We start from the raw sequence: 13,076 nt of genomic DNA, 5'->3' as shown, positions 1-13,076 counted from the left end.
CGCGGACGGGTCTCATTTCGAGCCGTTCACTTTGTTTCCATAGCCGTTCAGCCTTTTCGCTGGAGGAGCTTTTCGATGGTCTGTGTGTTCAGCGGGCCTGACACACGCAACGCCCGCACGAAAGCGCGGCGCCGCAGAGCGGCATCCACGCATTCGGGCGTCTCGTGCACCCACGCGCCCCGCCCCGGCAAGGATGCCCGCTCATCCGGAAGGAGGACGGAATCCACGCACACCACCCTCAGGAGGGCGGATCGGGGAGCACGCGCGCGGCAGCCGACGCACGTTCGTACGGGTTCCATGGTACACCCCGGACTCGGCGGGCCGGTCAGCTCTCTTCGAGGATGCTGTCGGGCTGGATGTCGATCTTGGCGCCGGTGAGCTTCGCTGCCAGGCGCGCGTTCTGCCCTTCCTTGCCGATCGCGAGGGACAGCTGATAGTCGGGGACGAGCGCGCGGACGGCCTTCGTGCCGGCATCCAGGACGAAGCTCGACGTCACCTTCGCCGGCGACAGGGCGTTGGCGACGAACTTGGGAAGCTCGGGGTCGTAGTCGACGATGTCGATCTTCTCGCCGCCGAGCTCCTCGGTCACGGCGCGCACGCGCCGGCCGAGCTCGCCGATGCAGGCGCCCTTGGCGTTGATCGCCGGGTCGTTGGCCTTGACGGCGATCTTCGTGCGGTGGCCGGCCTCGCGGGCCAGCGACACGATCTCGACCAGGCCGGCGTGAATCTCGGGGACCTCGAGCGCGAAGAGCTTGCGGACCAGGCCCGGGTGCGTGCGCGACACGGTGATCGCGGGGCCCTTCGTGCCCTTGGCCACGCTCGTGACGTACACGCGCAGCCGGGAGCCGTGCGAGTACTCCTCTCCGGGCACCTGCTCCTCGGGCGGCAGGATGGCCTCGACCGAACCGAGATCGACGTGGACCATGCGGGGATTGGGCCCCTGCTGGACCACGCCGGCGACGATGTCGCCCTCCTTGCCGCGGAACTCCCCCAGCACCGCGTCGTCGGCGATGTCACGCAGACGCTGGCTGATGACCTGCTTGGCGGCGAAGGCGGCGATGCGGCCGAAGTCGTCGGGAGTGGTCTCCTCCTCGCCGATGACGGCGCCGTCCTCGTCCTGCAGCGGCAGGAACACGGCGACGTGACCGGTCTTGCGGTCGATCGAGGCGCGCGCGCCCTCGGGGAGCTCGCCGTCCGGGGAGCTGTGCTTGGCGTAGGCGGTCAGGATCGCCTGCTCGATGATCCGCACGAGCTCGTCGAGCGGGATCTCCTTCTCTCGCTCGATGGTCCTGAGAAGTCCGAGATCGATGTCCACGCTTGCCTCCGTATTCAGCTCTCACCGGCTGGTCGTGCTCGCCGGAACCATACAACGCTACCCGATGGCGCCCCTGCCGAGGTCACTCGCCGGCGCCGAGGCGCTCGCAGTCGTCCACGGGACCGGCGCCGCCGTCCAGGCGGTCCTCGGTCCAGCCGATCAGCAGCGGCAGGAATCGCGAGGAGGGCAGCAGGATGCCGAGGTGGTCGGTGCCGCCGTAGATCGCCCACCGCACCTGCGCGCCGTCCGCGCACGCGCGATCGACGAAGCCCTGCTGCAGAGCCGGCGGGATCACCTCGTCGGCCGTCCCCCAGGCCACCAGCAGCGGCTGCTCGAACGGCCCGGTCGCGGCGTTCTGCGCCAGCCGGGCACCGAGCGCGCCGCCGGTCAGATCACCGACGTAGAGCGGGCGGTCCTCGGACACGCCCAGGGCGGCGAGGACCGAGACCACCACGCCCGGCTCGCTGGGGCAGCGCGCCGTCATCTCGCGCACGATCGAGCGCGCGCCCGCGGCGACGTAATCCTCGAGGACGACGTCCGGGTAGGTGTCCGCGTACGGCACGAGCACCCACGAGATGAGCACGGTGAGAAGCGGCGAAGGATCGGGCGCCGCCAGTTCCCGCGCGACGGCGAGGGGGTCTGCCACCGGGGCGAGCGCCGCGGTGCCCACGACGGTCAGATCCGGGGTGTACTCGCGGGCCAGCTGCGCCGTCCACAGCGCCGCGTGGCCGCCCTGCGAGTGCCCCCACACCGCGACGCGGTCGGTGAGCCACACGCCGAACGCCTCATCTGCCGCGAGCACGGCGTCCAGCGCCGACTGCGCCTCGCCCTCGCCGATCAGGTAGGGGAAGACACCCGGAGCGCCCTGCCCGCTGTAGTCCGGAGCGACCACGACCCATCCGCGCGCGATCGCCTCGTCCAGCGCGGGGATCGCCCACTTCGTCGCCGAGGCCTCGCGCAGGCTGGGCGCGCACCCGCGCGCGACGCCGGTCGTGCCGTGGTTCCACAGGATGACGTCGCGGGGCTGCCACGAGACTCCGTCGGGGATGATCACCAGCGCGCTGCCGACGGCCGGGGCGCTGCGGGCGTCGATGGTCGTGTACAGGATGCGGCGGACCGTCGCCCCCACCGGCTGGCGGCCCTCGAAGTCGTCCTCGCGGATCAGCATCCCGTGTTCGCGCGGAAGCTCGGCCGGCGGATCGTAGAACGCGTCGATGACCGGTGCGCCCTCGGCGAGCCACTGGTTCACCCACCATGCACCGGATGCCGTGGCGATGAGCAGCGCGGCCAGCGCGATGCGTCCGGCCGCCAGCCAGCGACGGGCCGCGCCCGAGGCGCCGCGGCGGCGGCCCGGCCCGCGTCGCGCGTAAAGCTCCTGTCCCCCGCGGATCATGAGCGTCAGGCCGAACAGCAGCGTGCGCACGCCGAACACCGCGGCCACCAGCAGCACCGTCACGTCCGGCCAGGTCAGCGCGAGCACGCCGAAGACGAGCTGCGCGGCGCCCCACGCCACCCCGAGCAGCCGCTGGCTCACGAGCCCTCCGGCCGTCGCGTCGCCCAGCGAGGCGAGGCCGCCGACCACCAGCAGCACCGCCAGCGCGGTGGGGGCGAGGTCGAGGCTGCGGCCGAACCACACGATGACGGCGAGCCCCACCAGCACCCACGCCGCGGCGAAGACGCGCCGCCACCACACGGCACCCCGCGGCGAGGCGAGCTCCCACACGCCCGCGACGATGGCGCTCACGCCGACGTACAGCGCCAGGAGGAACAGCGACGTCAGCGGGCGCAGCGCCATGAGGGCGCCCAGCACGGCGAGGGCAAGGCCCACCAGCAGCACCACACGGGGGTGGGCTCCCTCGACCAGGCGCGGCAGCACGCTCCACCGGACGGACCGGCGCGGCTGCGGGCTGCGGTGTGCCATCCCGCCCATGCTAGGTCGCGCCGCGCTGGCCGACGCGTACGCCCGCCGCCATACTGGGGCGATGAACGCGGTGAACGACTGGATCCTGCTGTGGGGCGACAACCTGTGGACGTGGGCGGTGCTGCCGGTCGTGGTCGCGCTCGGGCTGTACTTCACCATCCGCTCCGGCGTGGTGCAGTTCCGGCTGCTGCCCGAGATGTTCCGCACCCTCACCGACAAGACCCCGCGCACCGCTGACGGGGCGCCGCAGTCGGTGTCCAGCTTCCAGGCGTTCACCATCTCGGCGGCCTCCCGAGTCGGCGTGGGCAACATCGCCGGAGTGGGGACGGCCATCGCCATCGGCGGGCCGGGAGCGGTGTTCTGGATGTGGCTGATGGCCTTCATCGGCGGCGCGTCGGCGTTCATCGAGTCGTCGCTGGCACAGCTCTACAAGACGCGGGACGCCGACGGCTTCCGTGGCGGCCCGGCGTACTACATGCAGCGCGGGCTGGGCGCCCGGTGGATGGGCATCGTCTTCGCCGTCATCCTCATCATCTGCTTCCCGATCGCCTTCAGCTCGCTCCAGGCCAACACCATCCAGGCGACGATCGCCGGCAGCTTCGGCGACAGCGCGGCGGCATGGCTGCCCTGGCTGGTCGGTGGTGTGCTGGCAGCGCTCATGGCTCTGGTGATCTTCGGCGGCGTCCGCCGCATCGCCTCGGTCACCCAGGCGCTCGTGCCGGCGATGGCGCTGGTGTACCTGCTCCTGGGGCTCGTGATCGTCGCGATCCACATCGAGCGGCTGCCCGAGGTCTTCGCCACCATCTTCACCCAGGCCTTCGGCCCCAACGAGGTCGTCGGCGCCACCCTGGGCTACATCATCCTCACCGGCGTCAAGCGCGGCATGTTCTCGAACGAGGCGGGCCTCGGCTCGGCGCCGAACGCAGGGGCGACCGCGGCGGTGACCCACCCGGTCAAGCAGGGCCTCGTCCAGACCCTCGGCGTCTACTTCGACACGTTCCTGGTGTGCTCCATCACCGCGTTCATCGTCCTGGTGTCGGTCCCAGACCTCGCCGGCGCGGAGCGCGGGATCGCGCTGACGCAGGGCGCCATCGTGGGCGCCCTGGGCGAATGGTCGAACGTGCTGCTGAGTGTCGTGATCTTCCTGCTGGCCTTCAGCTCGATCCTCGGCAACTACTACTACGGCGAGTCGAACATCGAGTTCATCACCCCGCGCCGCGGCGTGCTGCTCGGCTACCGGATCTTCGCCGTCGCGGCCGTGTTCCTCGGGGCGCTCGCCTCGGCGGACCTGGTGTGGAACTTCGCCGACGGTGCCATGGGCTTCATGGCGCTGGTGAACCTGGTGGCCATCACCCTGCTGTCGGGGATCGCCTTCCGGCTGCTGCGCGATTACACCCAGCAGCGGCGCGAGGGGCGCGACCCGGTCTTCACGCGGGACCGGCTCCCGGATGTCCGCGGCATCGAGGTCTGGGAGGACGAGCTCTCGGTCACCGGTCCGATCGATCTGCCGGTCAAGCGCCGGCAGGCTGAGAAGCACCGCGACCACCTGCACCACGCGCCGCGTCCGGAGTGAGGCTCCCTAAGCACATCCGGCGGTTCGCGGTCAAGATCTGTTCCGCCGGCGCGGTGCCGCTTCTATCCTGAGCGCATGAATCAGACGCACAAGCAGGTGGCCCGGAAGGCGTCCGCCTCACCCGCGCTGCGTGCCCTCGCCCGCATCGGCTATGCCGCCAACGGACTCGTCCACATCCTCATCGGCGTCATCGCCCTCACGATCGCCTTCGGCGGTGCCGGTTCGAGCGACCAGTCCGGCGCCATGCGGGCGATCAGCGACGCCCCCGCCGGCATCGCGCTGCTGTGGATCCTCGCGCTGGGACTGTTCGCGCTCGCGCTCTGGTACGTCATCGAGGGGATCCTCGAGCCCGGCGAGGGCAAGGACAAGTGGACCGACCGGCTGGCGAGCTTCGGGCGCGCGGCCGCATACCTGTTCCTCGGCGGGGTGGCGCTCGTCTTCGCCATGGGCGGCAACGCCAACAGCGAGCAGAGCACCGAAGACACCGCGGCGAGCCTGCTGCAGATGCCGGCCGGGCCCTTCCTGGTGGGACTCGGGGGCGTCATCGTCCTCGCGATCGGCGGGTATTTCGTCTACAAGGGCGTGACGAAGAAGTTCCTCGAGAACCTGGCTCTGCCCGGCGGGACCGTCTCGAACGGCATCACCAAGCTCGGCATCGTCGGCTACGTGGCCAAGGGCATCGCACTGGGGATCATCGGCATCCTGCTCATCGCCGCCGCCGTCACCAGCGACCCCGAAAAGGCCGGCGGGTTCGACGGGGCGCTCAAGAGCCTGCTCGAACTGCCGTTCGGTCCCTGGCTCGTCGGTACCATCGGCGTCGGGCTGATCGCGTACGGCATTTTCCAGTTCGCCCGCGCGCGCTACACCCGGCTCTGACGCGTCCCCGACGCCCGAACCACGAGCGCCCCGGCCCGCACCTGCGGACCGGGGCGCTCGGCCGCGGATCGGGTCAGCCCCGGAAGACCTGCACGACCGACGGACGCGGCGCGTTCGGGGCGTCGCCCGGGCCGGAGGCGCCGTAGTCGGGGAACAGCGAGTTCGGTGCGGCGAACGTGCCGTCCTCGCCCGGATGCTGGACGGCAACCAGCACGATGCCTTCGGCGTCGCGGATGACGGGGCCGCACGTCTCGGCATCCCGAGGGACCGCCAGGAACTGCTGCACGTGCCCGCGCTCCGCTCCCTCGAGCGGCACCTTGAACAGGCCGTCGTTGCGGCCGAGGGTGCTCGGGGCGCCGTCCGTCGAGATCCACAGGTTGCCCTCGGAGTCGAACGCGACGTTGTCGGGGCACGAGATCGGCGAGACCTTGTCCTTGGGGAAGCCCGCGAAGTAGGCGCTCTCGAACGTGTTCGGGTCGCCGCACAGCAGCAGGATGCTCCAGCCGAACGTCGCACCGGCCTGTCCGTCCGTCTCGGTCAGCTCGATGACGTGACCGTAGCGGTTGCCGGTCACCGGGTTGGCCTCGTCGACGGGCGCGGCGCTGCCGCGCTGGCTGTTGTTGGTGAGCGCGACGTACACCTTGCCGGTCTTCGGGTTCGGCTCGACGTCCTCGGGCCGGTCCATCTTCGTGGCGCCGACCTTGTCGGCCGCGAGCCGCGTGTACACGAGCACCTCTTCGACGCTCATGCCGGCGACCGCGCTGCGGCCGTTCAGGGTGAGGGGCAGCCAGATGCCCGTGCCGTCGAAGGCGCCGTCCGCCGGCAGCGCGCCGGTGCCGGTGATCTCGGCGGCCGGGGAGTCGCCGAAGAACTTCGCCACGTACAGGTCGCCTTCGGCGAGCAGGCCGAGGTTGTTCTTGCGTGAACCGGACATGCGGTTCTTCGACACGAACTTGTACAGGTAGTCGTTGCGCTCGTCGTCGCCCATGTAGGCCACCACGCGCTTGTCCTCGGCGACGATGACGTTGGCGCCCTCGTGCTTCATGCGGCCCATCGCGGTGTGCTTGCGCGGGGTGGACGTGGGGTCCTCGGGGTCGATCTCGACGATGTAGCCGAAGCGGTTCGGCTCGTTGACGTAGCCGGGGTCGTGGCTGTTGAAGCGCGGGTCCCACTTCTCCCAGCCGGTCGAGGTCGACGTGCTCGAAGAGCCCTGGTAGCGCTTCTGCCCCGCCGTCGTGGCGTCCCACGCGAAGTAGCCGTTGAAGTTCTCTTCGCCCGACAGGATCGTCCCCCAGGGGGTCGTGCCGCCGGCGCAGTTGCCGAGGGTTCCCTTGACCATGCGGCCCGTCGGGTCGCCGGCGGTCTTCATCAGGTCGCTGCCGGCCGCGGGACCGGTGAGCTCGAACGGCGTCTCGACGGTGATCCGGCGGTTGCGGCGGCCGTCGATCTCGTAGGTCCACGGCTCGCCGATGCGGGAGCGGGTGACCTCGACGACCGACATGCCCTGCGCGGCCTTGTAGATCTCGCTGCGGCGCCGCACCTCGGCCGCATCCGCGGTCGGCGGGAACATGATGCCGGGGTTGACGTACTCGTGGTTGTTGACCAGGACGCCGCGCTTGCCGCTCGGGTCGGGGACGATGTCGAGGTAGTCGCAGTTGTAACCGAACTGGCCGGCCTGCGCCTCGGGCGACTGGGCGTCGATGTCGAACAGCGGCGCCGACGAGAACAGCGGGTCGCCCCACCGGATGATCGGGCGCCACGTGTAGCCCTCGGGGACGGTGAACGCGTCCACGGTGCTCGCGACGGGGGCGATCGGCGTGAACGCCAGCCCGCTCGTCGCGGGTCGCGCGAACGAGGCACCCGGTCCGGCGACGCCCGCGGCCGCCGGGGTCGAGGCGGGGGCGCCGGGGCGCAGCCCGGTCACGGCGACGGCGACGGCGGCCGCGGCCCCCATGCCCAGCAGCGCGCGCCGGGACAGGGCCATGCCGACGATGTCGCGGAAGTGCTCGTTGGCCGAGGTGTTGCACTCGGGTCCGAGGCACGCGTTGGCGCACTTGAACTGACAGGTCACGGCCGAGCGCTTTCCGCGCACGTGGTCGAGCATGGGAAGCGCTCGACGGTTCTCGATGGACGACACCGGACATCCTTCCTTCAGGGATCGGAGTCGACCTTCCTCCGCGAGGAAGACATCGACCCCACCGTCAGGTGAACGGATGCCGACGCCCGCCCGAACGGGCGGCGTACGGGTCAGCGCCCGCCGAGGGCGGCCACCGCGTCGTCGGCCGGCACGACCTGCCGCTCGCCGGTGCGGCGATCCCACAGCTCGACCTGGCCGTCGGCGGCACCGCGTCCGACGATCAGGATGTGCGGGACGCCGATCAGCTCGGCATCGCCGAACTTCACGCCGGGCGAGACCTTGGGCCGGTCGTCGTACAGGACGTCGCGTCCGGCGGCCTCGAGCCGGGACGACAGCGCCTCGGCGAGGTCGTAGGCGACGGCATCCTTGCCCGTGGCCACCACGTGGACGTCGAACGGCGCCACGGACTCGGGCCAGATGAGGCCCCGGTCGTCGTTGTTGAGCTCGGCGAGAATCGCGAGGATGCGGGTCACGCCGATGCCGTACGAGCCCATCGTCACCGTGACGAGCTTGCCGTTCTCGTCGAGCACCTTCAGCCCGAGTTTCTCGGCGAAGAAGCGGCCGAGCTGGAAGACGTGCCCGATCTCCATGCCGCGGGCCAGCTCCACGGGTCCGGAGCCGTCGGGCGCCGGGTCACCGGCCACGACGTTCGCGACCTCGACGACACCGTCCGCGGTGAAGTCGCGACCGGCTACGAGGGAGTGCACGTGCTTCTGGTCGATGTTCGCGCCGGTCACCCACGCGGTCCCGTCCACGACCCGCGGGTCGACGAGATACCGGATGCCGGTGGCCGAGGTCTCGCCGAGCACCGGGCCCGCGGGCGACCAGGGGCCGATGTAGCCCTTCACGAGGCCCGGGTGGCGCGCGAAGTCCGCCTCGGTGGCGGCCTCGACGGCAGCGGGCGCGAAGGCGACCTCGGCGCGCTTGTCGTCGACGTCGCGGTCGCCCGGGATGCCCACGATGACCAGCTCCCGGGTGCCGTCGAGGTTCGTGAGGGCGAGGACGACGTTCTTGAGGGTGTGCGCGGCCGTCCAGGCCGCCGACTCCGCCGTGGCGGGACCGGCGATGCCGGGGGCCGGCGGGTCCAGGTGGGCGTTGCAGTGGTCCACGAGCGTCTGGATCGTGGGGGTGTCGGGCGAGTCGAAGATGACGGCATCCGGCGCACCGTCGATCGGCAGCGGCTCGGGGGCGACGGTGGTGAACGCCTCGACGTTGGCGGCGTAGCCCCCCGCGGAGCGGACGAAGGTGTCCTCGCCCACCGGGGTCGGGTGCAGGAACTCCTCGCTGCGCGCGCCGCCCATCAGCCCGTTGTCGGCGGCGACGATGACGTACTCCAGCCCCAGACGGGTGAAGATGCGCTCGTACGCGTCGCGCTGCGACTGGTACGAGGCGTCGAGGCCGGCGTCGGTGTGGTCGAAGGAGTAGGCATCCTTCATCGTGAACTCGCGGCCGCGCAGCAGGCCCGCCCGGGGACGCGCCTCGTCGCGGTACTTGTCCTGGATCTGGTAGATCGCCAGCGGCAGGTCCTTGTACGACGCGTAGAGGTCCTTCACCAGCAGCGTGAAGAGCTCCTCGTGCGTGGGCGCCAGCAGGTAGTCGGCGTCCTTGCGGTCCTTCAGGCGGAAGATGCCGTTGCCGTAGGCCTCCCACCGGCCGGACTCGCGGTAGGGCTCGGCCGGCACCAGCGCCGGGAAGTGCACCTCGTAGGCGCCGGCGGCGGCCATCTCGTCGCGGATGACCGACTCCAGCCGCGCCTTGACCTTCAGTCCCAGCGGCAGCCATGTGAAGATGCCGGGCGCCGTCCGCCGGATGTACCCGGCGCGCACGAGCAGCCGGTGGCTGGTGACCTCGGCGTCGGCGGGGTCCTCGCGGAGCGTGCGGACGAAGTAGTGCGAAAGACGTGTGACCACGAGGGTCAAGTGTACGGCGGGCGGATGCCGGGCCCCGCCGTAGCCTGGAGCGATGACCCGCGTGCTCCTGACCGGCTTCGAGCCCTTCGGCGGCGACGCCTTCAACCCGTCCCGCGAGGTGGTCCGCTTCCTCGCACAGACATGGTCGGGCCCGGGCGAGATCGTCGCCGACGTCCTGCCCGTCGCCTTCGACGAGGCCGGACGGCGCCTGCGCGCGCTGATCGAGCGGCACTCCCCCGACGTCGTGCTGGCCACCGGCCTCGCGGGCGGTCGCGCGGTGGTCGGCGTCGAGCGCATCGCGGTGAACCTCATCGACGCCCGCATCCCCGACAACGACGGCGCCCAGCCGGTCGACGAGCCGAGCGTGCCCGGCGCTCCGGCGGCGAGGTTCGCGACGCTGCCGGTCAAGCGCATCGCCCGCGACCTCGTCGCCGCCGGGGTTCCCGCGGAGGTCTCCCACTCCGCCGGCACGTACGTGTGCAACCACGTGTTCTACACCGCGCTCGACGCCGCCCCCGTCGGCGTGCGCGCGGGATTCCTGCATCTGCCGTGGACGGCGGAGCATGCTCCGGCCCGGGACGCGGCATCCCTGTCGTTCTTCGATGTCGCGCGCGGGGTCACCGTCGCCATCGAGACCGCGATCGCCCACGACGACGACGTGCGGGTGCCGGCCGGCGCCATCCACTGACCCCGGGCGGCCTCGTCACCGGGCCGGGCGCCTCGCATGGAGCACTCCCCGGACCACGAGCCCCGCGATCAGCGCCCAGAACGCCGCTCCGATCCCGGCCGGCTGCACTCCCGACGCGGCGACCAGGAAGGTCGCCACCGCCGGCAGCCGCTCGCCCGGATCGTCGATGGCCTGCTGGACGGCGGACCCGAACGCCCCGAGCAGCGCGACGCCCGCGACGGCCGGGATGACGGCCGCGGGCGCCACGACGGCCAGTGCGGTGAGCCCAGCCGACAGGCCGCCCAGTGCGACGGCGGTCATCCCCGTCGACACGCCGGCGACCCAGCGGCGGTTCGGATCGGGATCGGCCTCGGGGCCGGCGGCGAGCGCGGCGGTGATGGCGGTGAGGTTGATCGCGTGGCCCCCGGCGGGGGCGCCGATCGCCGTCCCCAGACCCGTGACGAGCATCGCGGGACGCCACGGCACGCGATAGCCGAAGCTGCGCATGATGGCCACACCGGGGACGTTCTGCGATGCCATCGTCACCAGGAAGAGCGGCACAGCCAGGCCGATCACCGCGCCCGCCGTCACGGTCGGCGCGGTGATCTCCAGCCGCGGCACCAGGGATGCGGGCGGGATCTGGGCACCGGTGCGGACGAGGTGGACGGCGCTCACCGTCGCCGCGCTGACGAAGGCCAGCGGCACCGCCCATCGCGGCGCCACGCGTGCGGCGACGAGCCAGGTCGCGAGGACGGGTGCCACCGCCCACGGGTTGCCGATGAGGCCGCCGACGGGAGCCAGGCACAGGGGAAGAAGGACACCCGCGAGCATCGCCTGGGCGAGGGAGGGCGGGATCGCCGCGATCAGGCGGCCGAGCTGCGGCCACAGCGCGGTGAGCAGGATCAGGGCCGCGGCGACCAGGAAGGCCCCGACGGCCGCGCTCCACCCGCCCTCGACGGCACCGCTCGTCGCGAGGACCGCGGCGCCGGGCGTGGACCACGCCGCGGTCGCGGGGATCTACAGCCGCCACGAGAGGACCAGCGACGCCAGACCCATCGTGACGCACAGCGCGAGCAGCCCGCTGGCCGCCTGAGCGGGCGACGCGCCGACGGCCGCGAGCCCGGTGAGCACGACCGCGAACGAGCTCGTCACCCCGACGAGCGCCGTGACGACGCCGGCGATGATCGGCCGGGACAGCGGAACGCGCTCCGGCGCCGGCGGAGCGGTGTCGGGCGCGGTCACGTCGTCACCGTAGCGCTCCACCGCATGGTCATGCGCGCGCGACTGTGGCGCGCGCTCGGCGCCGCGCCGACCCGTCTGGCGCAGCATGTCCCGGCAACTCAGCTGGTGACGACCTGCGCCGTGCCCACGGGGGCGTCCGGACCCATCTCGTCGGCGATGCGATTGGCCTCTTCGATGAGGGTCTGGACGATGTCCGCCTCGGGCACCGTCTTGATGACCTGACCCTTGACGAAGATCTGCCCCTTGCCGTTGCCGGACGCGACACCCAGGTCGGCCTCGCGCGCCTCGCCGGGACCGTTGACGACGCACCCCATGACGGCCACGCGCAGCGGCACGGTCATGTCCTTCAGACCCTCGGTGACGTTGTCGGCGAGGGAGTACACATCCACCTGCGCGCGGCCGCACGACGGGCACGACACGATCTCGAGCTTGCGTTCGCGAAGGTTCAGCGACTGCAGGATCTGGTGCCCGACCTTGACCTCCTCGGCCGGCGGCGCCGACAGCGACACCCGGATCGTGTCGCCGATCCCCTCACCGAGCAGGATGCCGAAGGCGGTGGCGCTCTTGATCGTCCCCTGGAACGCCGGCCCCGCCTCGGTGACGCCGAGGTGCAGCGGCCAGTCGCCCCGTTCGGCCAGCTGACGGTAGGCCTTCACCATGACGACGGGGTCGTTGTGCTTGACCGAGATCTTGAAGTCGTGGAAGTCGTGCTCCTCGAACAGCGACGCCTCCCACACGGCGCTCTCGACCAGGGCCTCGGGCGTCGCCTTGCCGTACTTCTCCAGCAGCCGGCGATCGAGCGACCCCGCGTTCACGCCGATCCGCAGCGACACCCCCGCGGCCTTGGCCGCCTGGGCGATCTCGCCGACCTTGTCGTCGAACTGGCGGATGTTCCCGGGGTTCACCCGCACCGCCGCGCACCCGGCGTCGATCGCCTGGAAGACGTACTTGGGCTGGAAGTGGATGTCGGCGATCACCGGGATCTGGCTCTTGGCCGCGATGATGTGCAGCACATCGGCGTCGTCCTGCGACGGGACGGCGACCCGGACGATCTCGCAGCCGGATGCCGTGAGCTCGGCGATCTGCTGCAGCGTCGCGTTGATGTTGGTCGTGGGCGTCGTGGTCATCGACTGGACGCTCACCGGCGCATCACCGCCGACGAGGACCTTTCCGACCTTGATCTGACGGCTCTTGCGACGCGGGGCGAGGGTCTCGGGGACTTTCGGCATCCCGATGTTCACGGCTGGCACGATCCCCAGCCTACGCCGGGGCCGCCGGCCCACGGCGATGATCCCATCGGCGGCATGTGATAGTTTCGGCGCATGTTCGCGCACCCCACCTGGTGGCCCACCGCATAGGCGGTGGGAGCGTGCGACCACGACCGCCTTCGGGGCGGTCTTCTCTCGTGTGAGGCGACCGGCCCGCGACGAAAGAC

The 13,076-nt window shown here is 71.4% G+C and carries 9 protein-coding genes and 1 pseudogene; 3 read left to right on the top strand and 7 right to left on the bottom strand.

All coding sequences use genetic code 11. The annotated features are described in order from the left end of the window. Window positions 1–47: 47 nt before the first annotated feature. The 3 genes from ACYVF4_RS11705 to ACYVF4_RS11695 form a co-directional block, all read right to left on the bottom strand. The gene (locus ACYVF4_RS11705) at window positions 48–299 is read right to left on the bottom strand and encodes a YlxR family protein (RefSeq protein ID WP_460722852.1); all 252 of its coding nucleotides are present in this window, start codon (window positions 297–299) and stop codon (window positions 48–50) included. A gap of 26 nt (window positions 300–325) precedes the next feature. Further along, window positions 326–1,315, bottom strand: coding sequence for a transcription termination factor NusA (nusA, locus tag ACYVF4_RS11700; RefSeq protein WP_460722850.1), 990 nt, complete (start codon window positions 1,313–1,315; stop codon window positions 326–328). An 82-nt stretch (window positions 1,316–1,397) separates the two neighbouring features. Continuing rightward, window positions 1,398–3,236, bottom strand: a complete 1,839-nt coding sequence (locus ACYVF4_RS11695; RefSeq protein ID WP_460722848.1) for a lipase family protein — start codon at window positions 3,234–3,236, stop codon at window positions 1,398–1,400. 61 nt (window positions 3,237–3,297) lie between these two features. Between ACYVF4_RS11695 and ACYVF4_RS11690 the strand changes: the two genes are divergently transcribed. After that, window positions 3,298–4,809, top strand: a complete 1,512-nt coding sequence (locus ACYVF4_RS11690) for an alanine/glycine:cation symporter family protein (protein WP_460722846.1) — start codon at window positions 3,298–3,300, stop codon at window positions 4,807–4,809. A 75-nt stretch (window positions 4,810–4,884) separates the two neighbouring features. After that, complete coding sequence (locus ACYVF4_RS11685) at window positions 4,885–5,685, top strand: DUF1206 domain-containing protein (RefSeq protein WP_460722843.1); 801 nt, start codon at window positions 4,885–4,887, stop codon at window positions 5,683–5,685. A 73-nt stretch (window positions 5,686–5,758) separates the two neighbouring features. Here the strand turns inward: ACYVF4_RS11685 and ACYVF4_RS11680 are convergent, their stop codons facing one another. Continuing rightward, a complete protein-coding gene (locus ACYVF4_RS11680; RefSeq protein WP_460723145.1) occupies window positions 5,759–7,789 on the bottom strand; it encodes a PhoX family protein in 2,031 nt (676 codons plus the stop codon). 143 nt (window positions 7,790–7,932) lie between these two features. Further along, a complete protein-coding gene (locus tag ACYVF4_RS11675) occupies window positions 7,933–9,732 on the bottom strand; it encodes a proline--tRNA ligase (RefSeq protein WP_460722841.1) in 1,800 nt (599 codons plus the stop codon). A 52-nt stretch (window positions 9,733–9,784) separates the two neighbouring features. Between ACYVF4_RS11675 and pcp the strand changes: the two genes are divergently transcribed. Continuing rightward, window positions 9,785–10,420 carry a pyroglutamyl-peptidase I gene (pcp, locus tag ACYVF4_RS11670; RefSeq protein WP_460722839.1) on the top strand — a complete coding sequence of 212 codons (636 nt, stop codon included), beginning with the start codon at window positions 9,785–9,787 and terminating at the stop codon, window positions 10,418–10,420. Between the two features lie 15 nt (window positions 10,421–10,435). Here pcp and ACYVF4_RS11665 read toward each other — a convergent pair. Further along, a pseudogene (locus ACYVF4_RS11665) lies at window positions 10,436–11,596 on the bottom strand (benzoate/H(+) symporter BenE family transporter). 143 nt (window positions 11,597–11,739) lie between these two features. Further along, on the bottom strand, window positions 11,740–12,870 hold the full coding sequence (ispG, locus tag ACYVF4_RS11660; protein WP_460723143.1) for a flavodoxin-dependent (E)-4-hydroxy-3-methylbut-2-enyl-diphosphate synthase: 1,131 nt from the start codon (window positions 12,868–12,870) through the stop codon (window positions 11,740–11,742). Window positions 12,871–13,076 lie beyond the last annotated feature (206 nt).

The organism is Microbacterium aureliae (genome assembly GCF_054780155.1).
The sequence above is the reverse complement of the archived record's forward strand: the minus strand, read 5'-3'. Positions and strand labels throughout refer to the sequence as shown.

What these genes read in the sequence shown, in the direction of transcription:
- ACYVF4_RS11705 (WP_460722852.1), bottom strand. Translation starts at nt 299, where the DNA reads ATGGAACCCGTACGAACGTGCGTCGGCTGCCGCGCGCGTGCTCCCCGA.
- ACYVF4_RS11695 (WP_460722848.1), bottom strand. Translation starts at nt 3,236, where the DNA reads ATGGCACACCGCAGCCCGCAGCCGCGCCGGTCCGTCCGGTGGAGCGTG.
- ACYVF4_RS11690 (WP_460722846.1), top strand. Translation starts at nt 3,298, where the DNA reads ATGAACGCGGTGAACGACTGGATCCTGCTGTGGGGCGACAACCTGTGG.
- ACYVF4_RS11685 (WP_460722843.1), top strand. Translation starts at nt 4,885, where the DNA reads ATGAATCAGACGCACAAGCAGGTGGCCCGGAAGGCGTCCGCCTCACCC.
- ACYVF4_RS11680 (WP_460723145.1), bottom strand. Translation starts at nt 7,789, where the DNA reads ATGCTCGACCACGTGCGCGGAAAGCGCTCGGCCGTGACCTGTCAGTTC.
- pcp (WP_460722839.1), top strand. Translation starts at nt 9,785, where the DNA reads ATGACCCGCGTGCTCCTGACCGGCTTCGAGCCCTTCGGCGGCGACGCC.
- ispG (WP_460723143.1), bottom strand. Translation starts at nt 12,870, where the DNA reads ATGCCGAAAGTCCCCGAGACCCTCGCCCCGCGTCGCAAGAGCCGTCAG.